This is a genomic window from Enterobacter sp. SCRI0065 (genome assembly GCF_059766475.1).
In genome coordinates this window covers 90,390-112,569 of sequence record NZ_JCBAJB010000002.1, presented here as the reverse complement: position 1 = coordinate 112,569, position 22,180 = coordinate 90,390, and the positions used below count along the sequence as shown (strand labels likewise).

The window sequence follows — 22,180 nt, the reverse complement described above, 5'->3', positions numbered from 1 at the left end:
CCTTATCGACCGGTTGGAGTGCCGACGGCTGCACTGATTGGCGCTGCCTTCTGAGTGAATGGAGACCAGGTTCCGCCGCCCATTTGATAAGCGCCGTATGCCTGTAGAGGTGCGGTTAGAAGCGTAGTTAACGCACCCATATTCCCCTGCTTACGCGAGGAGCTAGCCTGCGCCTCATAGTTTGCAGCCTGAACCTCGAAGCCATATGCCTCTCTCTGCGCATTGTTGACCGTCGTTAGAGCATCCAGTGCGCCAAATTGAGCGGTATCACCAAAGATATCCAGCGCCCCGCCCGTCGATAGATCTGAACCCGTCGCGCCCATTGTCGCAGCTTGCGTTCCTGCTGCCTGGCGATTACGACGACGCACCTCATCAGCCTGGGCGTTACCTCGGTTAATTGAGTCCTGCGCTTGTGCCGTGGCAGTGTCAGCGTTCTGCTCAGCAACCGCTGCGGTGTATTTTCCTGACTGATACTGGTTGTACGCTGAGACGCCACTCAGGGCGACGCTGGCTCCAGCGAGAGCAATGGCCGGGCTACACATTATTTTCTCTCCATATGGAATCGGTGAAACGGAAGATCATGAATGCCATACGGCTTCGGATCCTCAATGATGAACCCAAGCCAGTGCAGCCATATGCGGGCGGTATGGTTTCGGGCATCAACATAATTCTCAAGATACGGGTAAGCAGACTGCATTGCATTGACCACTTTTCCGCAGCGGCGCAGGAAGGTACGCTGATATTTCTCCAGCGCATCGGTGCCAACAAGCCATGGGATGCCGATGCCACCGATCATCGATGCCGGGGCCACGCCGAAGATAGTCACCACCTCACCGTTGATTAGCCCGGCACAGGCGAATGTTGACGTTCTCACGCCAGTTTCCAGCACGCGGCGCGGGCTCCATCCGTTTGTTGCAATGAATTCGTCAATGTCAGCCTGGCGAACATTTGGCAGCATGGCTTCGATATGCTCTGAGGAGGCTGGAACTATCTGAGCGTTAACCATCAGTTCCCTCCCACGGTCAGGCGAGGAATGACGGCGAGAACAGATAGCGGCAAAGGGTCGAACTGGCGAACCTTCACGCGACCGTTATTATCCCAGATACTGTCGAGCTTCACCTCGACCTTGCCGGTTGCGTCATCAACGGGATCGTCGTAGAACTCAAATTCACGCTGCGGGTATTCGTACCACTCACCACCAGGAGTTGACGCTTCAATACCGCGACTGGCATTCACGATGAGCGTGACCTTTGGAATGATCTGCTTCTTATCCAGCAGCGTTTCCTGTCCACTGATATTGATGTCCAGGGTTTCGAATTCTGCGGTAATTGGCAGCCCGATATGCACAACTGCGCCAGGTGATTCCAGCGTGACAGATCCGCCAGATACGGTTTTCTGCGGCTCAACACTGGCGTCGGACAGAATGTTAACCGTCTGACCTTCGAGGTGCGACAGGCCGCTGAATGTCTGCCGCGCCATTTGCCAGTTAGTGGTGGCGGTGTCGCGCAGAACAGCAGGCACGTCGCGGTTAAATCTCACAACAACCGCAGTGGTACTGGTGACTGAAATGATGTCTCCGCGTAATTCTTTGTTGACCACTTCGTCACTATCGGGGTCTGTGCCGGTATATGGAAACTGGATTTGCGCGCCAACGTCACTACTGACGAAATACGAACCGCCGGTAATGGTCACCGGATAGTCGACCTGATAAACCCAGTCACCGCTTCCGCCGCTGATGGTCATGGTTCGTGATGAGGTATTGCGCCCGTCATAGCTCAGTCCGCAGTCGACAAAGAATGCGTCCTCGTCGTTTGTGAATAGTCGGCTGGAAAGGCGCTCGATGTAGCGCTTAACCTGCCCATTGATTGTGCGGTTAACCACGAAGTACACGGCATCTTCGCTGCCTTCGCTGATTGAACAGGTGCTTTCATACTTACCGGCGCTAGATTGTGGAGCCCATGCGAATACCTGCTGATCGCGCAGGTAGGTCATTACCAGTAATTTCCCGTCATCACGGATACAGAATGCGCTGCTGTACGGAACGATGCAGAATGTCCAGTCAACGATGCTTCGCTTCTGGAACAGATGATTCGCCAGAATAGTGAGATCTGTACCCTGGTAGCCATCAACGTCGAACGAATAGGCCAGGTCACGAACAACACTCCCCTTTTCCTGGATGAACAACGCGATGTTTGCCACGGCAATTGGAGGCACGTTGCTGGAGCCGTTATTCCCCTGAGAGCTAAAAGAGAATGCTGCTGGCGTCAGTACCTTATTCTGGTCCCCGGATATCGTATATTCCCCTCCAGACGTCAGTGCTACCAGATTTCCGACGTCGATAAGATGGCGTATCTCATTCACCTGACGCCCGGCGTAGGTGTAGATGATGCGATCGTCATCCTGAATAGGGTTGCTCTTGCCAAAGTCTTTATAGTCTCCGGTACGGCTCGCCCATATGGTTTGCGGGTATGACGTGGAGGCTGCAAAGTACAAGCGCTGCTGGTAATAAACTACCGTGCTCGGGTATCCGCTGACGCTGTTCCAGGCGTATCGCGCCCATTTGTAACTGGCGTTGGTTGTTCCAACTACCTGTGACGGGATATAGCTCACCACTGTAGCAGTGGCCGTCAGGCCGCCGCCGGATACCGCTGTGATTCGCGCAATGCCGAAACCGCTGTGCAGGTACTCCCATTGAATGCCGGTATCATCTGAACCAGTTCCGCCCCATCCATCCCAGGACATGCCCTCAGTGTGAGACGGGCGCAGGGTTCCGGTCTTGCCAGCAGTATTCGCCCGGTAGTAGTTGCTGTCGGCGCGGCGCACATCGTTGATAGCGGTGGTCTTGCTGGTCTCCCATACTGGCACGGAGTCGACCGCAGGCTGTTCCAGATAGAATAATTTACCAACCTGCTCGGCACCGAATATGGCAGAGCTGGCAGTTAACGTGATTGTGCCGGTGCTTGCACTGGCATATACAGTGATCGTCTCGTCAACGTTGATATCTTCGAAGGGGCCGTTTTTAGTTGTGACGTCGACGATCTGCCAGTTATCGTGCGCGTAGCGGCGCAGCTCTTTCGGCGGATATGAAGGATGCACCAGGGTAAGCACGTCAGCACTTTGCGTGAATTTTATGCGGAATAAATCCGCTTCGGCGTAAGGCATCGCCAGTTCGAAAATGACATTGCTGCCGTTGAGCACATAAGCGCCGTCTTTGATGACGCGCATGTAGTTGTGACCGAACTCCAGCGCATATGTCTGGACGGTCGAGAACTGGAACGGGATCAGGCGGCATTTGCGGTCTGCATATTTTGCCTCGCCGACGAACCGCGTACCCGGGCGATTCTCCACCCCGCCATACTGGCGGACAATGAAGTTATCGCACTTGCGCAGCGCCACCTGGTATTTTGACATGTCGATTCGCCCGTACAGCGACGGGCCAATCTCACCACCGGCAAAGCTCGGTTGAATCCAACTGAAAGCCATTATGACAACCTCGCTGCGGTGAATTCATCCACTGGCGGCTGCGGTTCCTGCGATTCGTTCTGGCTGTGTGAACCAGCGCTCAGGATGACGCGGTTATACATATTCAAAGCGTTATTGCCGAGATCTGCGCTACCGGTAAGCGGCATGTTTATTGCGGCTGCCAGACGCCACGACAGTGCTTCCATGAAAATGGCGTCAAACATGTTCACATCGGTGACGCGCGCAATATATTTCAGCCATGCAGCAGACTGGTCGGTATAAATCAACTTACCGGTGCCGTCAGTATCTGACCCCACCTCATAATTAATGCGCATGGCAGCGGTAGGATTGCGAACGCCGGGCACCATAATTTCAGTAATGCGCACACAGTCCGTAGGGTACTGATATGCAAACTGCCAGTCAGGAGGTGGACTGTTAGTGTCAGCCAGCGAAAGGCGCTTGGTGGCAAAGTTCCAGTCGAAGTCTGCCAGCGCCGCGTCGCGACAGGCATCGAAATGCAGAGAACACTGCCCGGCCTCTTTGCTGGCTTCAGTCAGGCTGTTGATATTGCGGTTATTGCCGATGTTGCTCAGCGCGCGGTTGCAGATCTCGATTACGGAAGCCATTAATCATCCTCCCCACCGTAGAGAGTTTGTGCCGCTGTTTTGGTCTTCTCACCTGATGCGGGAGCGATCGCCATATCGGTTATTTGCAGACTGGCATCATGCCGTACACCTTCGCCATCTTCGCGCGTCGACATGCTTTTAATGATTGCTTTGGCGGTGATCATCACTTCAGTACCGACTGGCTGAGGTGCAGCGCCGAGCTTCTTCAGCGTTTCATTGTCAAGGTTGATACAAAGTCCCCATGGATAATCGTCACGGGTTTTAGTGTCCCCTGATTCATCCTGGTAGCTGTCGGTGCCGGTTTTGAGGTTTACCAATTCCATGATGCGCTCCTACAAGAAAGGGGCCGAAGCCCCTGTTTTATTAGCGAGGCTTAGACGCCCAGTTCGGCACGCTTCTCTGCGATCTTCTCGCGGAGTGTTTTGACGCCGGTGTTTGGGTGAGGCTTTTCGTTGAATAGTAATTCATACTCTTCGCGGAGCTTGTCCAGAACGTCATCACCGCCGCCATCGTTCAGCGGCTCCCTGGCTGGCACATCAACAACGACATCGCCTTTATGCTTAGCCTTTTCTTTCGCCGCCTTTGCCGCATCGTTCAGCGGCTCCAGCGCGGTGCCTGGCTCACCCTCATACTCAACCTCGGAGCCTTCAGGCCAGAGGTTGTTATGAATATGGGATAAGCGCAGGACGCGGTATCTTGCAATTTCACCTGACATCGCTATCCCCTTAGCCAGTCACTTTGGAACGGATTGGGTAGTATGGAGTGTTGTTGTCAACATCCAGGTTAATACCCGAAGTGAACGCGCCAGCAGTCAGCGGGCCGGTCGCAACCACATAGTTCACGCGCAGGTAGCGCTGAACGCCAGCAGGAACCTTCGTAGAGAACAGGCGTTTGCCAGCAGCCAAAGCAGCCAGTGCCAGCGTGCCGCTGTCATAGATGGTGGTCCAGGTCGAGTTATCCGGGCTAGTTTGCAACTGCACGTTCAAAGTTGCTGCACCTGCCGCCGTTGCGGTGGTGTTCACGGTTGCCCAGAATTCCAGTGGATAACCAACGCCGATATCGCGGCGTGTGCCGTCAATCGGGCCGAGGTCAATCACGTCAGTTGAAGCAGCGGAAGCCGTAACCGCCTGCGCTTCGGAGAACATCAACAGTTTGTCGAGGATCATCTTTGCATCTCCAGTTAGCAGCCCGTTGCCGGGCTGCTGGTTTAGTCAGGCGTTAAACAACACGCGCTTCGGTTTCGAGAATCGCGTCGGTTTCGCGGATCGGAATACCACGGAATGTGGTCCACCAGTCGCCTTCGGTCTCTTTGACGCTCAGCGCCAGAGAGGCTTTGTCCAGCGATTGCAGGTCGAGCGCCTGCCCAACTGTGCGGTTCAAATAGAACGCAGCGCGGCCCATCTTCAGGTTAGGGACGCGGTGAAGCGCCTTAACCATCTGGGTGACGATGTTTGCCGCAGAAGCCGGAACAGACAGATCGCTCACGTCGATGTTTGCGATTCGCACGACGTAACGCCAGTCACGTAGTGCCAGGCCGTTATCCCATTTATAGTGAGTGCGATACCCCTGGTATTTGCCGCCAGCAGCATCGATGAGCGTCTGCTCGCCAAGATTCTGAGTCTGCAACCCGGCCTTCTGACCTTTAGGGAAGATGCCGTGTACGGTGTTTTCACCCCAAACCACCAGCCAGATCGAGGTGTTATCAGTGCCGGTACCGCCAGCATCGATAATGTTCTGCCCGTTACCAGCAGACTTGCTTGAGTAGCGAGATGACAGACCCATAAACTGCTGAGGGTTGACGCTGGTATCACCGTAGAACAGGGTTTGCGCCATCTGTTGATTCATACCTTCTATGAATGCACGATCTTCAGAAAGGCGGAATTCAGCAGTATTATCGTTCAGGTCTGCAAGGGACTTATCAACTTCAGCGTAAGTCTCCAGCATGCCTACAGAATCAGTAACCTGTACGGTCGTTGATTTGCTCGGTTGCACACCGTAGTTCAGCAGACGCCATGTAGCTGAAGGCAGTCCAGAACGGATGGTTGTACGATGCCCTGTAGGGAGATTGCCTTCTACGAACATCATATCCGTCAGGATTTCGTTGGTTTGGGAAAGAAGCTCGACAATCTTATCGACCTTCCCATTTGGATCGGTACGCTTAGCCCAGTCAGCCAGCGTCAGCGCATTTACGCCTTTAACAGCCATGGTTATATCCTCTCTTATTAGCCATAAAGCACTTCGGCAGCACTACGCTGACCGTTTTCTTTTCCGGTGATCATGCCGTCTTCCGACATGGACCGACCGACTTTGATAAACACCTTGACCAGATCCGGGTGATTACCCAGGCCTGTAGTGTTCAGGTATTCTTTCAGCTCAGGAGTGCCGAACTGGTCCAGTGCGCGCTGTGCAGCGCTCAGGTTTCCAGTCAGTTTGTCGCCGCCGTATTCTTTATCCGCTTTGACGTCAGCGGCCCATTGCTCAGTCTGTGCCTGCCATGCTTCGGTCTGGCGCTGCTGCACACCGGCGAGGATTTTCGGATATGCGTCGACCAGTTTCTGAGCCTGTTCGTTCGTCAGATTCAGGTCGCGCGCAACCGGCTCGAAGTCCTTCATCGCTTCGGCGTCAAGTTCTACGCCTTCGGTGGTGCTGAACTCGTATTTCTCAGGAGCACCTTCTTGCTTCTTGTCCTTTTCTGCCTCTTCGGTTTTGGCTTTTTCAGCAGCAATTTCTTCCTCAGTTTTCTGGGATTCAGAACCCTTATCAGAATCAGTACCCTGCGCGTTATCATGCGCCTGGGTTTGCTCCTGCGTTTCACTGGCCACCTGAGTGGTTTCAGTAGCGTCAGTTGAGGCTGCATCTGCCTGGCCACCTTCGGTGGATTGCTCATTGCAAAGACGGCGATGCAGCAGACGATCAAATAAGCTCATTAGTTATCTCCTTAAACCGGGATCGTTTTGGCTTTGAGTTGCGCCAGAACTGCGGCAAGAGTGGTGCGCAGTGCCGTGGCATCGGTAAGCAGCGCGTTGTATTTGGCTACCAGGTCGTTGTGGTCTACGAGCAGACCAGCAACGTCAGTTGCAGCTGAGTTCGTATCTGCGGTCGCCGTCATTGCAGCCGGTGCCGAAATAGCCGCTCCCAGCTTTACGCCGCCGTAATCAGTTGTGGTCGGAGCGCCAACTACTGCCGGGGCTGGATCTGGAACCTCAACAACCTGATTTGAACCATCGAGGCGCACAACGCGCTGGGTTTGTACCTGTGTCATAAATTTTCCTCACCGGCCTCTTCGGCCATTTTCAGATACTGATCGGGGCAACTGGTCATAACGCGCTGGAACAAAGCCAGAGCCAGATTTCGCTGCCCTTCATTGAATGCTGTGATGTGCGGGTCTACGTTGAAGCAAGGCGCAAATACCTTTCCCTGCTCCAGCAGTGACCAGACGACGCGGCGGCCCTGCTCGCTATCCATGACAAACTTAATGTCGTCAATTTCACGATTAGCCAGATCACGCTGCTTGCGCGCGCTTTCCTGAATGAGTTTCTCGTCGTCGATATCGGTCATTGCTGCGGCGCTCCTGCTGCGTTGGTGATAGCCGTCAGGGCGCTAGGGTCTGTGGTCTGCGTCTCGCTGAGCGTCTTAGCCCCCTGCGCTGCAACCTGTCCCATCTGCATAGCCATTGCTGCCTGCTGCTGTTTGGCGCGATCTTCGCGAATGCCCTGCACCTGCTCCTGCGGAACGATGACTGTTGGCGATACTCCAGACATTTCGGAGAACGCGTCGATAGCCTGATCCACATCGAGCTTGTCGAGGGCTTCGGGCTTGAACTGTGCGAGTTGTCCGATGAATCCAACGGTCTGCGACAGGCTGGTGAGGCCGATAGATTTCTGCGCCTGCGCCATCACGGAGATGTATTCAATGCGCAGCGGCGTACCCTGCAATACGTCTGGCGGTGGCGGCAGCATGTTCTTGCGGACCATGATGGAGAATGTGCGGTCGATGAGCGGGTTAAGGCATTCATCGTTCAGGCGCTCAAGCACCGGGCCGAGCATCAGGAGCTTCTCTTCTTTCATCTCGATCACCGCTTCAACAGGCATTGAGCGGGTATTGATGTTCTGCAACATCATGAAGAGGTCAACGAAGTAGGAGCTATTGATGATCGAACGAGTGTCCTGAATATCTGCCAGAAGGTCTGCGGTATTCGGGTTGACCAGGTATGCAGGCTTGAAACCGTCCTGACCGCTCAGCACGTCCAGATAGGTGACATCACCAGGCAGCAGGGAAACGCGCTGATTCTTCAGTGCAGACGGCGCAACCATCGGTGGGTTTGTGGCTTTGTCTATCAACTGAGCTTTGCGGATCTGCTCTTTCTGAAGTGCTTTGACCTGACCAAGAGCAAGCATGCCAGGACAAGAAGATGCATAGACGTCTTCGCCGTTAACTTCCCAGCGCGGAGCCATGACGGGGAATTCGTCGTAACCGGATTCACGCAGCAGTTTGTCGCTGTCGCCACCAGTCTCGAAGTAGGCAGATTTGAATGGCTTGTTCTTGTTGTCGAGCTTACCGGTATCACGGTTAATGTTCGGCGTAATGCAGTGGTTAACTTCGATCCACGCTTCATATGTGCCGTTTGACCACATCCCCTGTACGGAGGTGCTGACATTGCTCAGACCAAATTCCTGCACCAGCTGGCGCACGGTCATGGAGAACTGACGGAAAGATGTATCGACACTGCCGCGAGGGCTGTTAGCCAGGTAGTAGCTGCCGATCGGGAATGGCATCGTGCGGATAACATCCTGGTCATCTTCGAGCACAGCCATTGCTGCGGTGCCGTATGTGCCAATGCTGCTGTACATGATTGGCAGTGACTGGTACAGGTTCGACTTGTTGAACACTTCGTTCATGCGGCGCTGCACGACTTCCAGCCAGATCTTCACCGGGCCGTAATCCATCATGTCAGGGTCAGGCGTTGCCAGTTTGAACCACGGACGAGCAGGGCTGGTGATGCCAGACATCATGCCGCTGGACAGAATGCGTTGAGCCAGTGAGCCAGTAGGATCAACGATTTTGGTGTTGCGACGGTCGCCGCGGTTAACGTCAGAAGTCAGGAAGCGTGAACCGCGCGGATTGATAAAGTCGCTCAGATCGCGCCAGTGTGGCTCGAAAGATGAACGCTCATTCTTCAGTTGTGCGAGCTGCTTCAGCAGTAGCTCTTTTGCGGTTTCCGCCATCTCAGCCTGCTCCGTTACTGACCAAGCAGCGTTTTGCCGCTGGTATTAGCTGCGGAAGTGTCACCCTGCGCACCGGTCAGCAGCGTAGAGCTACGACCTGCGGCGGCACGGCGGCGGCGTTCTTCATCATCGCGAGCGCCAACTACGGCCGCATCCTGCTCCTGCGGTGCCGCCTGGACTTCTGGTGCCGCTGGCACTTTTGGCGAACTGCCAATACACATAGCGATAACCTCACACACGATTAAATTATTACCAATTTAACCATATACGGATTATTTTACGTAGTATATTGACAGAATGGAGTGTTATTATTACCCTTCAGGTAATGGTTGTTGAGTTTCTCTTATCAGCTTCGGCTATGACGGGATTGACTCTGAGGCAGTTAACTGAGCATGGCAGTGATGAATCATGCGGAAAATTGCAGAGGTGGTTATGTAACCGATCATGCAGTAGCCCGGAGTACCGCAGCAGCATATTGGGCTCAAAAGTAAAGGCGGTGGATAAGCGGATCATCATCTCCGCACACAACATGAAAGCGCATTCTGGTGATTGATCTCTGAGCCTGGTCGTTAAATCAAATCGGTGGAATGCGCTTCCAGATGTGAGAAGCACGGCATATGGCACATGTGCCGCTGCGGCCTGAACTGGTTCCCTTGCTCCACCATCCACCAGGTCAGATAACCGGAATGTGCAAGTCACGTTGGGTAGCGAACGGACATGGGATTCACCATCCTGGCGATACGGTGTGACACCTCGGAAGAGACGAGGCACAACAGGTAAGAGCACCTCCATATGACAGGCTAGTCACCTAATTCGTATGGGTTAATTGCTCTAACAATTAACAGGTGTTCTTTCCGTTGTGGTGACACAACCCAATCACGCCTTAGGACCGTGATGCAGTGCCAGTGATAACGATAGCTGTGTGTACCTTTGGCGGTGGCAGTTGCTCCCACTTCTGACCACCGCCACTTTTAGAGCAGAACGCCATTACGATGACGTTGCGCTGTAAACCCTGCCACGGAAGGCAACTCCGTAGACCCATTTCGCCCGGCTCGTCCGGGCATTTTTTTAATAACCACAACCAAGAGAGGTCGTTATGTGTAAACACAAATATCTTGTACTCGGCATTAGCGTAGCGCTGGCTTTCATCGGTCTTCGCGAGCTGTCTATCCATTTCACTAATGTGCCGTCAATCGCATTCGACGGGTTGATGTGGGCGGTTGCTGCGGCATCTGCAACACTGGCACTGGTCGTTCAACCTGAAAGCTGGAAGGTCGTTGAGCGAATGTTTACGCGGAAAGTAAAGCAATTGCTGAACATCTTTTCTTCCGATCCTCGTTCAACCGGCGCGCTATGTAGCCCGCTGATTTAAACGAAACAAACACTCAAAATACGAATATCAAATGCCAGCAATGACTGGCATTTTTTTAAGGTGAAAATCATGAGAGATAAGACTGCTGCCGAGCGTTATTCCGCAGCTATCAATGCCGCAATGTCGATTGTTAATCTGCGTGAAGAGATTAAAGATCTTCTTGCAATTATCCATAACAACTTGACATGCTCAGAGTTGCTTGGCGGTGAGTACAACGGCGAGGCGGTGAAGGAGGCATTTAAAAATGCTGAAGTCGGAATAATTCCAGCAAACTATGTCAAGGCCCAATGCGTACTCCTAAAGGCTCGAGTAAGCCTACATGAAGATCCTGGTAATCTCGGTCGAACTGCAATGCGTTACGTGATAGACGAATCGAATGCTAAACACAATCTACCGAAATAAAGCCGTGACATGTCACAATCAGCCCGCCGATGTGCGGGCTTTGTTTTATCTGCTCCAGGTGGTCAGGCATAGGGATCATATTCGGTCAACGCCTTACCCTGCTGGCTTTGCTGGCCTGGAATGTGGATACGTTTTGATACCGGGAATGCAAACGTCAGCAGCAGCGCGTCACCCTTACCAGGCGAGCGACCCAACCGGTCTTTGATATCCTCTTTAGGCTCCATCACAATCTTGCCGTCAACTCTGACTTTGTACTCCGCCGCCGACAGGTCATCCGCCGTCTCCTGGTCATCCAGCGCGCCGCCAAGCTTCAGCCACGTTTTGCAGCTGTTGAACATCTCGCCACGCTTGTTGAGCATCTGCGGGTCTGTTGAGCCACCGCCGAACGGGATTAACTGCCATGTACGACCCCAGCCGTCACCAATGGATTTCAGGCCCGTGCCGTAACCAAAGTCGATAAACACCGCGTCAGCCTTGTATTCATCCTCGAAGTCAGCAATGCGCTTCGCCATAATCAGGTCGTCAGTGGTCTTATTGCCTGTCCAGAGCACCTTGCTGTGCAGCCCCTGGCGCAGGTATATCACCGCATCATCCACGCCGGAATAAGCCGGGTCGAAGCCGATAATCACCGGAGCATGCGCCACCTGCCCGGCAGTCACTACGCGCTTCATTGCCTCATCGGTCAGGCCGGTTGGGATAAACTGCAACTCAGATGCATCAGGGAATATCCCGCGCACACGAACTTTCACGAAGTCGCTATCCTCGCCGTAGTCCTCAATCCATTTGTTAAGTTGCGCTTTGTTGGTCCCCTCCACGGTGCGGGAATCAATCTGCGCGCACTTCCAGCGGTGCTTGTACTTGCGGAAGCACTCGCGAAAGCGCCCGGTGTTACGCGTCGGGTTCCCGAACGCCACCCAGATGATTTCCGTGTCTTCGTCAGTCAGCGCCCCCTCGGCAACCTCCCACACCAGATCGGCAATGTTGGATGCTTCGTCGAATACGACGATGATTCGCTTGCGCTCGTTGTGCAGCCCGGCGAATGCTTCGGTGTTGTGCTCAGACCACGGAATGGCATCAGCGCGCCAGCGCTTGTCGTGACCCGGATCGTTGCTGTACATCGCGGTCGCAGTGCAGGTGAACCAGCTTTTCGTAATGGACAGATTCGACCACTTGATGATTTCCGGCCAGGTTTTCGTGCGCAGCTGGTTGTCGGTGTTGGCGGTCACCACCACCTTGCAGTCCTCGCAGGTCGCCATTCCCCAGTTGATGAGCATCGAGATGAATGCAGACTTACCGATGCCGTGGCCGGATGCGCGGGCAATCATTATCGGCTGGTGACGAGTAGCGGGGTTCTTCAGGTGATCGCGTATCTCCCGGAATGCATCAGCCTGCCACTTTCGCGGACCGGTGGCATGGGCCAGCTCTGTGCCCTCCTCACCCCAGGGGAATGCGTAATGCGCGTATCCCAGCGGGTCGTATGTGAACCCGGCAATATCCTCGACCAATTGCTCGTCTGGCGACATGGCTGCGGCTTTCATTCTTCACCTCCAGCCTGCTCCTTGACGCGGCGGCGCGCTGCGGCCATGCGGTCGGCAATCGTCAGCGTACCGGAAACCTCCAGTCGTTCTTTGAACGCATTGACGTCGACGTGTTTACCGATTAGTTCGAGGTTCTTCACCTTGTCAGGCCATTTGACTTTCTTCAGCACATGCTCGACATCCTCAACTGACAGATCCGCCTCGCCATTTTCTTTTTGCAGTGAGGCCTGTGTCGTCTTGATGGTAGCGATATCCATCGCGCTGAGAGATGTTCGCCATACCTTGGGCCATTCAGCAATCGGCTTCATCCCACCATCATCATTGAGAATATCCAGCACATCCATCTGGTCGATTTCAACCAGGCGCATGAGGACGTAATCAGCACTGACGCGGTTTCGCTTGTTGCGATCCTCCATCAGTTCGGCGATTCGTTTCTGGATTCTTTCGTCTCGCATCATCACGCTGGCTTTGACGTGTGCCGTTTTAGGCGAAAATCCTGCGCCTATCGCCGCCTGAGTCTGGTTATCAGGTGTCTTAATGTAAGACTGGCAGTAAGCCTCCTGCATCGCTGTAAGAGGCTTATATTGCGTTGATTTGCGTTTGTGTGTTTTTGGTGTCGCGGGCATCATTACCACCTGAGTAATTTTATTACCATGCAGGTAATACTATCATGCAAAACAAAGCCGCCATAGTCGGCGGCCATTGCGGGTAATCACCTGTATCGTGACATGTCATACCACTAACTTTGTCTCATGCCAGCCAAGTCTGGCCCAGCAGGAATCCTCTTCTTTCAGGCAGCAGTCAGAGACTGGCAATTTATCGCCGCATCTCCCACAGCGGTTCGCACTGATTGCCTTCACGCGGCCACGTACCCGCGCATCATCCTGGCGGATTAGCAGTGCGATGTACTCGCTCAGCTCGTATGGCTCACGGCCAGGGCGTCGACCGGCGCAGTTCCGCGCCAGCATCTCCATCTCCTGCGTATCGAGCTGCAATTCAATCTTGCGCTCACCGGCGGTAGCCTGACGGGCACGCTGCGCTGCTTTACGTTCTGCTGCGGTCTTAGCCATGATTCACCGCCAGCACGTATTTCCTGAGAATGCGGAATTTCTCCTTATCGCAACGTTCCCGTTTCCCGATGATGTAAGCTACCGGTGAGCCATTAATCTCAAACGCGATATCATCCATGTTTGGATGGGAGCATTTAGTTTTGATCGCATTCAGCGATTCATGAAATACAGGCTTTGATACCTCAATAAATTCATTCGGGTCGAGCGTCACGAAAGGCAGCAGCATCCGATATGCCTCCAGAGCGAATTCCTCTTTCAGCGACCGCTGACCTGATTCCAGTTCCGCAATTCGCGCGGTCAGTGATTCCTGAGTTACGTTAACCATCGATCACCTTCCCGCAACGCTTGCAGTAAATACCGTGAAATTCCTCTGGCCTGGTACTGTTGATCAGCTCGATGACTGAGCTGCTACTTCCCTCAACCTCTCCAATTTTTAAAGAAGATGGCGCCCCCCTGGTGATAGCCGGGCGATATGAGTGCCCGAACAATTTTCCGAAAATACCCTGACACTTATCCATCACACCACCTCTCTCAATTTCAGCTCATCAGCTACGGACTCGGGGACCACCACCGGCATCGGCACGCGGATAACCAGCTTCTTGAGTCTGTCTATCTCAGCTGCGTGCTCCAGCGCGATATCCTTCCAGTCCTGCGCTTCGGCCATCCACCAGGCAACATCGGATTTAAGGCGGCGCAAGCGCCGCTGTTTGAGTTTGCTCACCATGGCAGCCTCACCTGGTCAATTACGCCCCAGGTGAGCAGCACGAACATCACGAAGTCGAATGGGTTAGGCATCACCTCTTCACTCCTTGTTCGGTATCCTTCAGATCGTTCTCTGCGAACAGGATTGACGTTCTTGCAGAGCGTAAGCGTGACTTTGCATTCTTCTCTTCGCGTTCCAGGTTGGCTACAGACTCGCGCAGCTCAGTACGACGAGACCGAAGCTCAGTTATTTCCTTCACGGTGTGCCTGGCGTCTTTAGCGCAACTCAGGACGTATTCGAACGGATCGATATATGCACCACAGCTCAAGCACTGAAAGGTTCTGTCTGTTTCACATATTTCTGTTCGTGGATGAGTGCAGCGCTTCTGGAGGGAAGTTTTTTCGTTCGAGACTGCCACGCTGAGCGGATTTTCCTCCTCCGGCTTTGGCTGCACCAGTTGCACTACGTTATCGCTGATATCGTCCATCATTCAGCCTCCTGCTGCGGTGCTACTGGAAGTGCGCAAGCCTCTACCGCAGCCTCATGAATTCGCTTGATAGTGTCCCAGCCAATAGGAATCTCACCATCCCAACCGCCTTCATCATTGAGCCTGCCAATTTCCTCGCCACGCCATACAAAATCTTTCTGGTTCTGAGCTTCCAGGTCTCTAACCTTGCCTTCAAGCTCAAATGATTTTTCACTGTGAACCTTGCGCAGCTGGTCCGTATCCCATAGCTTTTCTTCAAGTTGCTTCACCTTGCCGCGCAACAACTCGTTAAGTTCAAGGAGTTCGGATTCACGCTGACTATGTGGGTCGATGCTCATTGGGATGCCTCCCAGCAAATTTGAGTTTTGTAATTGCTTTTAACGCGCCGCACTTTCCCTTCAGCTTCCAGTTTTTTAAGTCTGCGCAATATATATGCGGTATCTAGAGGCCAATACTTGCGTCGGAGAACGTTAGTAACGAAATAGGTCATGCAATTCCCGTAATCAGCCAGTAACTGGATGATTTCTTCATCGGCTGGCTTGCTCACTCTGCACCTCCCTGGCGAAGCTTGGCTGCGAATTTATCTGTCATTCTGCCAATACCGTGCCAATCGCCTTCCCACGGATAGCCAATGGTTCGCATGTACTCTTTGAATTGATCCACACCCTGTGCCCGCACTTCGGCAAGAAATGCGGAGGTGGCTGGGGTTTCGTCCTGACCGTGCATAGCCCATTCGGCAAGATGCTCGAAGCAGCAAATAAGTTCTTGCCAGTCGCTACACATGCTGAGGTTCCCACCCTGGCATTCGAATGGGTACGCCGCCAGCCGATCAGCGAAAGCTCGCCCATTCTCAATAGCACCGAGTGGCACTTCGGATTTACGCGCCGCATTCTCAGCAACAACGCTCTCTAACTGACTTGTGAGGGCTGTGAGTTGGGACTGGAGGTCGGCAAACTTTTCAGCAACTGACTTAGGGCCGTCTTCACCGCAAGCCTGCATCATCGCCATTTCCCACACTCGCTCATTAGCCAGTGCAGCATCGCAAATACGTCTGGACCTGTTCAGTTGATCTTCCAGTTCTTCATAACTCGGTTTCATTTTTACCCCCGCTTACCCGTTTAAGTTATTGATTACTTTGATATCAAAAAGGATCATCGATTTAGAACACTTCAACATTCCACCCGCCACCGGCTTTCTTCGGCTTCACAGTCACGCCGATGATGCGGAACGGATACTGATCTGCTGCGACTTTAGTTTTCACCCTGGCGTCGTCGGTCCAGAAACCTTTCACTTCGTGCAGCTCCATCTCACCGCTGGCAAGCATCACTGCGAAGTCAGGCGTGTAGAACGTGTTATCAGCCAGGCGCAGCTTGATACCTTCGAACCGATACCAGGCTATTTCCCCGGAATGCTTACGCAGTTCGAGTTGCTCACAGTAGGCCGCCTCTGTTTTGTTCATCTGGCCTGTTTTTAACCTTCCCAGCGCCTGAAGACCTTTTCGCATTACCTTTCCCCTTGGTGGATTTTTCCGGTTCATCACCGCTGTACTTGGCGTAAAACTTTGCCTCTCGCAGGCAGTCTTCAAAAATCCCTTTGCTCTTCACTGTTGGTTGAGATGAGCGTCGGTAAAAATCAACCGCGGCGTTTGCCCCCCCCCTGAGCTACTGATTGCGAAAATCCCTCATTCAGCAGGTAGGCGCGGATGTTCTTTTCGATAAATTCAATTGGGTGCATTTCAGCCTCCGATTACCTCTAAGGTAATTTAAAACCACATACGGGTTAAAATCAATAGCTATGCGCATTATTTGTTACCTTGCAGGTAATTATGCAGGCGTAAAAAAATGCGCTGCCGCGCCATGTGCTGCTATGGAGCCCGATAGCCCCTGAACCCCTGCGGTATGGCCTTGTCAGGTTCAGGCACTTCGTTGATATCCCTCCGCTGCGGCTGGACCGCTGGTCGCGCCCTGGACTGCTGAACACTCCTTGCCAGCTTCTGCTGCCACTGGTCGTGATGGAATGCCTTGCCCTCCGCTTTCCAGTACGTGATGAAGTCTGCCAGTTCGGACGCCGAGATATCCGTTTTCAGGGGTATGCCCCATAGCGCAGCTCGCTGGATGAATTCTGGATCCGGTTTCCAGTCGTCATGCATCTGGAACTTTCCAAACTCACCCATTCCACCAGGTGGGACGTAGCCATTCAGTACAGAGTTGTTGGCATCAGGATCTGGTTCGTCGTCTCCATGAAAGTTATCCACAGGCTGAAATTTCTCGTCGCCTGTGTGTGGGGTTTTATCTTTTAGATCTTCTCTTCTCTTCTCTTCTCTGGTCCGCTTTTTGTCCGCTTCTGGTGCGGACGTTTTGCGGACGTTTCTCTTCCTGTCTGCGTCCTGTGCGCGGCGCTTCGCAGACTGCCCGTTATGGGCCTCAAAGCGCGGCATTACTAGGCTTTCACCATCTTGCTCAAGCCATCCGACAGCCATCATTGCCCGAGCAAATCCAGGGAAGCCGATCAGGTCGTCGATTGTTTCCGGACTGTATCCGTCAAGAAAACCGTCAACAGAGTGGACATCGAAAAGACACCATGCGGAATGTAGTCCGCCAACTATCCGCAATCTGTCCGCTTTCAATGCGGACGCAATGCGGACAACTTTCGGGTGAGTGTGCAAATCAGCACGCATTTTGATCCAGTCACCGGCCATCAAACACCTCCGCTGGAAACTACCTTAAATTCGATTACCCAGACCCAAGGGTTGTGCTTGAAGCCTTGCTCCGGGTAAATTCCGTCCCACAACTGGCGGAACCACAGCCATTTATCCATGCCGCCGCCGTAGGGTGCTGGACTGGCCGGATAACCTTCTTTCCCAGCATCTTCATCGCTAACGCTGGCTAATCGTTCTACGCGCAAATTGGTTATTTCCAGCAGAATGCGGCAGGCTGCGCGAGGCATGTGGATGGATGGTTTCCAGCACGAGCGACCATCTTCATAGCCATCTTCATCACCCCAGGTAAAATCTCCATCTGCTGCGTAGATGGCGTGACCGGAGTAATAACCATTACCAAATGGCATTTCTTGAATCGCCGTTGCAGGGCGGTCAGGATTCCATGGCTGAATGCGACCATCTTCATCCAGTTCGTGGCTAACGACGCCCCACGTTTCGCGCACCCAGATGCGGTCGCCGACTGCACCGAATGGGCAAGTGTAGCCTTCAGTTTCATCAGCAACGCCAAATACATCTTTCTTTGCAGGCTGCAAATAGCCGTTTTTATCAACCACACCAGGGGTGTACCAGTGGGCGTTTAAATCCAGTTCGCAACCATTATGAGTTGGGTGGAACCCATCAGATGGCTGACCCTTCATGATGCGCCGCGTCTGCGTCTTGCGTCCGTCGAGAATGGCTCGCACCATCTCGCCGTTAAAAATCATTCCGCGCTCTTTCATGCTTCCGCCCTGGCCTTGCGGGCCTCTTTCATTTTCGCTGATCGCAACTGCTGCTGACGTCGCGCCCGTTCGTTGTTGCACTGCACGCACTCACCGCTAAGCGTGTACCTTTCGCTGTTATGGCCATGCACGCATTGCTTGCCGGTATAGAAGCGAGTGCGACCCAAATCGAGAGCCTCGCGCTGTGTGATTCGTTCCATTTGCACCTCTCTTTGATATTTATCTTTGGTGATTTTCAGCCAAGGACGAAAAAAGATCAACCATATATGGATAATAATTACCCAAGAGGTGCGAATAGATATGAAAAGACCGCCAGGCGGCGGTCTGATGGGGTTCTTGAGAGGGTTTTATTCGTAGAAGAAGACGGCGAGCTCTGGCTTTGTCCTGACCCATCCACGTTGTTTACATGCTTTAAATAGCCCGCTCATCAATGTCTTACCTGGCATCTTGCGGCGACCTGTAAGGTGTGTCTGGATGTAGTGGCTTGTCGTTCCCGCCTCATTTGCAAAGGCTTTTCGCTCATCAGGTGTGAGCTGAAGCCAGTTCTTTTTGAAGTCGAATTTTTCGTTCTCGCTCATAGCTATTGCCTGATATTAATTTCAGATAACAAATATTCACCCAGAAGGTAATAAAAATCAAGGTTTGTTACCTATGAGGTGCATTTACCTGTGGGGTAATTTCGCTTTTAATGTTTACTCTAAACGATTCATATATGGAGCGATTTACCTCAGCATGAAAAGCATTCAGGACATCCGCATTAAAAATTTAAGCGACCTCATTGACCGTGAATTTAACGGAGTGCAGACGCGTCTGGCGGAAAGAATGGAGACTCAGGCGAATTTAGTGAACCGTTGGGTGCTGGGTAAAAAGGTTATCGGCGACCAGGTGGCCCGTAAAATTGAGGTTGCAGCGAACAAGCCGCGCAACTGGCTTGATATAGACCACTCGTTCTCTCAGGAAGGTTACTCTCCTATTGGTCCGACCGATATCGGCCAGTTGGCAGCTCAGAACCTTGAGCGCTGGATGCGTGAGAGTCTCCATCTGTCATCCCAGGGTAAGCTGCATAAAGCATCCGGGATCGCCCAGGCAACAATAAACCGCATGCTGAATAATGAGGTTAGCGTATCAATCGCTACGCTGGAGTCTATTGCTGCGCCGTTCGGGAGGCATGGTTACGAACTGCTTATTCATCCTCAGGACCCGGAGAATATCAAATATGACCGTGCGCGCTACGCATCATTACCTGCTGGCGAGAAAGACAAGATTGAAAGCTACATCAATTTCGTGATTGCGCAGAACGATAAAAATCAAGAATAAACCGTTAACTTTCAAACACTAAGCCGCCATTGAGCGGCTTTTTTGCGCCCTTAATAATTACCTAACAGGTAATTTTTTATAATCATATCTATTGACATCAAACCACATAAGGATAATTATTACCTCAACGGTAACACTGAGGTAACGAATTATGCAGTGGAAAATCATCAACGGTTGGTACTGCGTTACGGCGTGCGGGCTGATGAGCAGCAAGTTCCGCACACTGCAAGAGGCCATTAGCTGGGCTTTTGTGACCAAGCTGGCGGCAAAAACTGAAATGGATATGGGGGTGAGCAAGTGAACATTCAGCAATTTAACAACCTGAAGGTTATCGCAGCGCAGTTCAGTAATGACTATCAGCTGTCATCAAACCTGTATGCCCGCCACGTCGAATTGATTGATGCGGTGAGCAGTACCGAGCTTGACGAATCATTCAAGCGCTCATTGCTGCGCGTCGGCGTTCGCCCTGAAATTCTGGAAGCTGCGAGCGAAAGTTGCGAGTTCGAAGAGTTGATGTCCGCATTTAAGCGCGAGTTGACGGGTATCGTTGCCAGTCTTGACCTGGCTGACCAGATCGACAGCGCGAGGGACGCAGCATGAGCAAAGAAAAGTTACTAACGGTTCACCCAACCACCGAAGTCAACTGGCTTAATGAAAACGTGCGTACCGAGGGCCTTCTGCTGCGCGACTACTTCGCTGCAAAGGCGATGCAAGGCCTTCTCGCAAGCCATCAGGTGTATCCAATCGGAATGAACTTCGATTCTGATGAATTTGCTCGCAGGGCATACCGCATAGCAAACGCAATGCTGAGGGCGCGGGAGGAATGATGAAACCAGGAATCTATTTCGATATCAGTAACGAGGACTACCACGGCGGTGACGGCGTGAGTAAGTCGCAGCTGGATATGGTGGCGCTTAGCCCGGCCCTGTTGCAGTGGCAGAAATCAGCACCGGTCGACACCGAAAAGCTGAAGGCGCTGGACATGGGAACCGCCCTGCACTGCCTTCTTCTGGAGCCTGAAGAATTCGATAAGCGCTTCATTGTGGCGCCAGCGTTTAACAGACGCACCAATAAGGGAAAGGCTGATGAAGCCGCATTCCTCAAAGACTGCGAAGGAAGCGGTAAAACAGTTATGGAAGCCGAGCAGGACAGACAGTTGCAACTGATGCGCGACAGCGCGATGGCACACCCGGCGGCGCGATGGATGCTTGAGGCGGAAGGTTACTGCGAAGCATCGCACTACTGGAAGGATCCGGAGACTGGCGAACTTTGCCGGATTCGCCCGGACAAGCGCCTGAAGAATCACCCGGTGCTGCTGGACGTGAAGAAAGTTGCCGACATGGATCGCTTTGCGCGGCACATCGAAGAGTTCCGCTATCACGTCCAGGATGCATTTTATCGTGAAGGCGCACTGCGAACGACTGAAGAGACGCACGGATTCTTCTTCCTGGCGGTTAGCGAAACCATCGACTGCGGTCGTTACCCGGTTCGCGTGTTCGAGCTGGATGCGCCAGATGTTGACGCAGGGTATGCGCTGTTCCGCCGCGATCTGAATACCTTCCATCAGTGCCGTGAAACGGATGACTGGGGCGGATTTGAAATTATTAAACGCCCTGAGTGGGCACGCAAACAGGATATGTACGTATGAGCAACGACATCGCAATCACATCGCAGCATAACGCCACTGTCGGCACCGCTGCAGCAATTTTCAGCCCGGAAGGAATGAATCAGCTGGTGAAATTCGCTGACCTGATGGCGCAGAGCAAGGCTACCATTCCCGCACACCTGGCAGGAAAGCCTGCTGACTGTCTGGCCGTGACTATGCAGGCGGCGCAGTGGGGAATGAACCCGTTCGCCGTGGCGCAAAAAACGCATGTGGTGAACGGCACTCTTGGCTATGAAGCTCAACTGGTTAACGCAGTTGTGTCGTCATCAAACCTGCTGGCCACCCGTCTGAATTATCGCTGGGATGGTGACTGGTCAAACGTTAATGGCAAGAACGATAAATCACCTGGTCTGACGGTAACTGTGTGGGCAACGCTGAAAGGTGAATCAGAACCTCGCACGCTGACCATCAGCATGCAGCAGGCAGGAGTCCGTAACTCGCCGCTGTGGGAGCAGGATCCGCGCCAGCAACTGGCTTACCTGTGCGTTAAGCGCTGGTCTCGACTCCACGCTCCTGATGTGCTTCTTGGCGTGTACACCCCTGACGAGTTGCAGGAGGCGGCGCCGCGTGTTGAGCGTGACGTTACGCCAGCACCTGCTACTGCATCCGGGATGAATGCGCTGATCAATGCTAAACCGGAGCAGACCAAAAAGGCAGACGACCGCGACCCGGACGAAATGCTGAATGCGTTTACCGATGCCGCAATGAACTTCAACACCATCGCGGATCTGGATAGGGCCTACAAGTACGTTGCCAAAAATCTGGCGCACGATGATGAGCGTCTGGCGAAAGCTACCGACGTTTACAGCATCCGCCGCGATGAACTGAACGAAGTACCAATGTAATCACCACCGTGGCGCCACGGCGCCACACC

34 protein-coding genes are annotated in these 22,180 nt (G+C 53.1%); 8 read left to right on the top strand and 26 right to left on the bottom strand.

The window, feature by feature from the left end:
- Nucleotides 1–2: 2 nt before the first annotated feature.
- Genes AC6EMZ_RS06415 through AC6EMZ_RS06355 form a run of 13 tightly spaced genes read right to left on the bottom strand, consistent with a single transcriptional unit; the run spans nucleotide 3 to nucleotide 9,534 of the window.
- Nucleotides 3–542 (bottom strand): virion core protein, T7 gp14 family, encoded by a 540-nt coding sequence (locus AC6EMZ_RS06415; protein ID WP_498401604.1) that lies wholly within the window; start codon nucleotides 540–542, stop codon nucleotides 3–5.
- Nucleotides 542–1,006 carry a hypothetical protein gene (locus AC6EMZ_RS06410; RefSeq protein ID WP_498401603.1) on the bottom strand — a complete coding sequence of 155 codons (465 nt, stop codon included), beginning with the start codon at nucleotides 1,004–1,006 and terminating at the stop codon, nucleotides 542–544. Before AC6EMZ_RS06410 ends, AC6EMZ_RS06415 begins: the two co-directional genes overlap by 1 nt.
- The gene (locus tag AC6EMZ_RS06405; protein ID WP_498401602.1) at nucleotides 1,006–3,483 is read right to left on the bottom strand and encodes a phage tail protein; all 2,478 of its coding nucleotides are present in this window, start codon (nucleotides 3,481–3,483) and stop codon (nucleotides 1,006–1,008) included. The genes AC6EMZ_RS06410 and AC6EMZ_RS06405 overlap by 1 nt, the downstream gene beginning before the upstream one ends.
- The gene (locus AC6EMZ_RS06400) at nucleotides 3,483–4,088 is read right to left on the bottom strand and encodes a phage connector family protein (protein ID WP_498401601.1); all 606 of its coding nucleotides are present in this window, start codon (nucleotides 4,086–4,088) and stop codon (nucleotides 3,483–3,485) included. The genes AC6EMZ_RS06405 and AC6EMZ_RS06400 overlap by 1 nt, the downstream gene beginning before the upstream one ends.
- Nucleotides 4,088–4,411: a capsid staple protein gene (gp10, locus tag AC6EMZ_RS06395; protein ID WP_498401600.1), complete on the bottom strand. Its 324-nt coding sequence runs from the start codon at nucleotides 4,409–4,411 to the stop codon at nucleotides 4,088–4,090. The genes AC6EMZ_RS06400 and gp10 overlap by 1 nt, the downstream gene beginning before the upstream one ends.
- 50 nt (nucleotides 4,412–4,461) lie before the next feature.
- Entirely contained in the window at nucleotides 4,462–4,803 is a 342-nt protein-coding gene (locus tag AC6EMZ_RS06390) for a hypothetical protein (protein ID WP_498401599.1), read from the bottom strand.
- A gap of 10 nt (nucleotides 4,804–4,813) precedes the next feature.
- Nucleotides 4,814–5,254, bottom strand: a complete 441-nt coding sequence (locus AC6EMZ_RS06385) for a Bbp16 family capsid cement protein (protein ID WP_498401598.1) — start codon at nucleotides 5,252–5,254, stop codon at nucleotides 4,814–4,816.
- Nucleotides 5,255–5,306: 52 nt separating this feature from the next.
- Nucleotides 5,307–6,293, bottom strand: coding sequence for a major capsid protein (locus AC6EMZ_RS06380; RefSeq protein ID WP_498401597.1), 987 nt, complete (start codon nucleotides 6,291–6,293; stop codon nucleotides 5,307–5,309).
- Nucleotides 6,294–6,310: 17 nt separating this feature from the next.
- Entirely contained in the window at nucleotides 6,311–7,015 is a 705-nt protein-coding gene (locus tag AC6EMZ_RS06375) for a peptidase (RefSeq protein WP_498401596.1), read from the bottom strand.
- 11 nt (nucleotides 7,016–7,026) lie between these two features.
- The gene (locus AC6EMZ_RS06370; protein WP_498401595.1) at nucleotides 7,027–7,350 is read right to left on the bottom strand and encodes a phenylalanyl-tRNA synthetase subunit beta; all 324 of its coding nucleotides are present in this window, start codon (nucleotides 7,348–7,350) and stop codon (nucleotides 7,027–7,029) included.
- Complete coding sequence (locus AC6EMZ_RS06365; RefSeq protein ID WP_498401594.1) at nucleotides 7,347–7,646, bottom strand: Bbp19 family protein; 300 nt, start codon at nucleotides 7,644–7,646, stop codon at nucleotides 7,347–7,349. The genes AC6EMZ_RS06370 and AC6EMZ_RS06365 overlap by 4 nt, the downstream gene beginning before the upstream one ends.
- A complete protein-coding gene (locus tag AC6EMZ_RS06360; protein WP_498401593.1) occupies nucleotides 7,643–9,313 on the bottom strand; it encodes a portal protein in 1,671 nt (556 codons plus the stop codon). The genes AC6EMZ_RS06365 and AC6EMZ_RS06360 overlap by 4 nt, the downstream gene beginning before the upstream one ends.
- A gap of 14 nt (nucleotides 9,314–9,327) precedes the next feature.
- On the bottom strand, nucleotides 9,328–9,534 hold the full coding sequence (locus tag AC6EMZ_RS06355) for a hypothetical protein (RefSeq protein WP_498401592.1): 207 nt from the start codon (nucleotides 9,532–9,534) through the stop codon (nucleotides 9,328–9,330).
- 875 nt (nucleotides 9,535–10,409) lie between these two features.
- On the opposite strand from AC6EMZ_RS06355, the gene AC6EMZ_RS06350 reads away from it, so the two are divergent.
- Nucleotides 10,410–10,685 (top strand): hypothetical protein, encoded by a 276-nt coding sequence (locus AC6EMZ_RS06350; protein WP_498401591.1) that lies wholly within the window; start codon nucleotides 10,410–10,412, stop codon nucleotides 10,683–10,685.
- Nucleotides 10,686–10,754: 69 nt separating this feature from the next.
- The gene (locus tag AC6EMZ_RS06345) at nucleotides 10,755–11,087 is read left to right on the top strand and encodes a hypothetical protein (protein WP_498401589.1); all 333 of its coding nucleotides are present in this window, start codon (nucleotides 10,755–10,757) and stop codon (nucleotides 11,085–11,087) included.
- A 62-nt stretch (nucleotides 11,088–11,149) separates the two neighbouring features.
- On the opposite strand, the gene AC6EMZ_RS06340 is transcribed toward AC6EMZ_RS06345, so the two are convergent.
- The 13 genes from AC6EMZ_RS06340 to AC6EMZ_RS06280 form a co-directional block, all read right to left on the bottom strand.
- Entirely contained in the window at nucleotides 11,150–12,625 is a 1,476-nt protein-coding gene (locus AC6EMZ_RS06340; protein WP_498401588.1) for a terminase, read from the bottom strand.
- On the bottom strand, nucleotides 12,622–13,254 hold the full coding sequence (locus tag AC6EMZ_RS06335) for a terminase small subunit (RefSeq protein WP_498401587.1): 633 nt from the start codon (nucleotides 13,252–13,254) through the stop codon (nucleotides 12,622–12,624). The genes AC6EMZ_RS06340 and AC6EMZ_RS06335 overlap by 4 nt, the downstream gene beginning before the upstream one ends.
- Nucleotides 13,255–13,356: 102 nt before the next feature.
- Complete coding sequence (locus AC6EMZ_RS06330) at nucleotides 13,357–13,695, bottom strand: hypothetical protein (protein WP_498401586.1); 339 nt, start codon at nucleotides 13,693–13,695, stop codon at nucleotides 13,357–13,359.
- Nucleotides 13,688–14,020, bottom strand: a complete 333-nt coding sequence (locus AC6EMZ_RS06325; protein ID WP_498401585.1) for a hypothetical protein — start codon at nucleotides 14,018–14,020, stop codon at nucleotides 13,688–13,690. The genes AC6EMZ_RS06330 and AC6EMZ_RS06325 overlap by 8 nt, the downstream gene beginning before the upstream one ends.
- Nucleotides 14,021–14,212: 192 nt before the next feature.
- Complete coding sequence (locus AC6EMZ_RS06320; RefSeq protein ID WP_498401584.1) at nucleotides 14,213–14,419, bottom strand: hypothetical protein; 207 nt, start codon at nucleotides 14,417–14,419, stop codon at nucleotides 14,213–14,215.
- A gap of 70 nt (nucleotides 14,420–14,489) precedes the next feature.
- Nucleotides 14,490–14,888: a hypothetical protein gene (locus AC6EMZ_RS06315; RefSeq protein ID WP_498401583.1), complete on the bottom strand. Its 399-nt coding sequence runs from the start codon at nucleotides 14,886–14,888 to the stop codon at nucleotides 14,490–14,492.
- Nucleotides 14,885–15,223 carry a hypothetical protein gene (locus AC6EMZ_RS06310; protein WP_498401582.1) on the bottom strand — a complete coding sequence of 113 codons (339 nt, stop codon included), beginning with the start codon at nucleotides 15,221–15,223 and terminating at the stop codon, nucleotides 14,885–14,887. Before AC6EMZ_RS06310 ends, AC6EMZ_RS06315 begins: the two co-directional genes overlap by 4 nt.
- A 205-nt stretch (nucleotides 15,224–15,428) precedes the next feature.
- Nucleotides 15,429–15,983: a hypothetical protein gene (locus tag AC6EMZ_RS06305; RefSeq protein ID WP_498401581.1), complete on the bottom strand. Its 555-nt coding sequence runs from the start codon at nucleotides 15,981–15,983 to the stop codon at nucleotides 15,429–15,431.
- A gap of 61 nt (nucleotides 15,984–16,044) precedes the next feature.
- Nucleotides 16,045–16,389, bottom strand: coding sequence for a DUF1064 domain-containing protein (locus AC6EMZ_RS06300; RefSeq protein ID WP_498401580.1), 345 nt, complete (start codon nucleotides 16,387–16,389; stop codon nucleotides 16,045–16,047).
- A 360-nt stretch (nucleotides 16,390–16,749) separates the two neighbouring features.
- Nucleotides 16,750–17,583 carry a DnaT-like ssDNA-binding domain-containing protein gene (locus AC6EMZ_RS06295; RefSeq protein WP_498401579.1) on the bottom strand — a complete coding sequence of 278 codons (834 nt, stop codon included), beginning with the start codon at nucleotides 17,581–17,583 and terminating at the stop codon, nucleotides 16,750–16,752.
- A complete protein-coding gene (locus AC6EMZ_RS06290) occupies nucleotides 17,583–18,323 on the bottom strand; it encodes a hypothetical protein (protein WP_498401578.1) in 741 nt (246 codons plus the stop codon). The genes AC6EMZ_RS06295 and AC6EMZ_RS06290 overlap by 1 nt, the downstream gene beginning before the upstream one ends.
- Complete coding sequence (locus AC6EMZ_RS06285; protein ID WP_498401577.1) at nucleotides 18,320–18,523, bottom strand: hypothetical protein; 204 nt, start codon at nucleotides 18,521–18,523, stop codon at nucleotides 18,320–18,322. Before AC6EMZ_RS06285 ends, AC6EMZ_RS06290 begins: the two co-directional genes overlap by 4 nt.
- Nucleotides 18,524–18,670: 147 nt before the next feature.
- A complete protein-coding gene (locus AC6EMZ_RS06280) occupies nucleotides 18,671–18,901 on the bottom strand; it encodes a hypothetical protein (RefSeq protein WP_498401576.1) in 231 nt (76 codons plus the stop codon).
- Between the two features lie 154 nt (nucleotides 18,902–19,055).
- Between AC6EMZ_RS06280 and AC6EMZ_RS06275 the strand changes: the two genes are divergently transcribed.
- The 6 genes from AC6EMZ_RS06275 to AC6EMZ_RS06250 all read left to right on the top strand — a co-directional run bounded on the left by AC6EMZ_RS06275 (nucleotide 19,056) and on the right by AC6EMZ_RS06250 (nucleotide 22,151).
- Complete coding sequence (locus AC6EMZ_RS06275; RefSeq protein WP_498401575.1) at nucleotides 19,056–19,640, top strand: helix-turn-helix domain-containing protein; 585 nt, start codon at nucleotides 19,056–19,058, stop codon at nucleotides 19,638–19,640.
- Between the two features lie 151 nt (nucleotides 19,641–19,791).
- Nucleotides 19,792–19,941 (top strand): hypothetical protein, encoded by a 150-nt coding sequence (locus AC6EMZ_RS06270; protein WP_498401573.1) that lies wholly within the window; start codon nucleotides 19,792–19,794, stop codon nucleotides 19,939–19,941.
- Entirely contained in the window at nucleotides 19,938–20,240 is a 303-nt protein-coding gene (locus tag AC6EMZ_RS06265) for a hypothetical protein (protein ID WP_498401572.1), read from the top strand. The genes AC6EMZ_RS06270 and AC6EMZ_RS06265 overlap by 4 nt, the downstream gene beginning before the upstream one ends.
- Complete coding sequence (locus AC6EMZ_RS06260; RefSeq protein WP_498401571.1) at nucleotides 20,237–20,467, top strand: hypothetical protein; 231 nt, start codon at nucleotides 20,237–20,239, stop codon at nucleotides 20,465–20,467. The genes AC6EMZ_RS06265 and AC6EMZ_RS06260 overlap by 4 nt, the downstream gene beginning before the upstream one ends.
- Nucleotides 20,467–21,288: a PD-(D/E)XK nuclease-like domain-containing protein gene (locus AC6EMZ_RS06255; RefSeq protein WP_498402290.1), complete on the top strand. Its 822-nt coding sequence runs from the start codon at nucleotides 20,467–20,469 to the stop codon at nucleotides 21,286–21,288. Before AC6EMZ_RS06260 ends, AC6EMZ_RS06255 begins: the two co-directional genes overlap by 1 nt.
- The gene (locus tag AC6EMZ_RS06250) at nucleotides 21,285–22,151 is read left to right on the top strand and encodes a RecT family recombinase (protein WP_498401570.1); all 867 of its coding nucleotides are present in this window, start codon (nucleotides 21,285–21,287) and stop codon (nucleotides 22,149–22,151) included. The genes AC6EMZ_RS06255 and AC6EMZ_RS06250 overlap by 4 nt, the downstream gene beginning before the upstream one ends.
- Nucleotides 22,152–22,180: the final 29 nt, after the last annotated feature.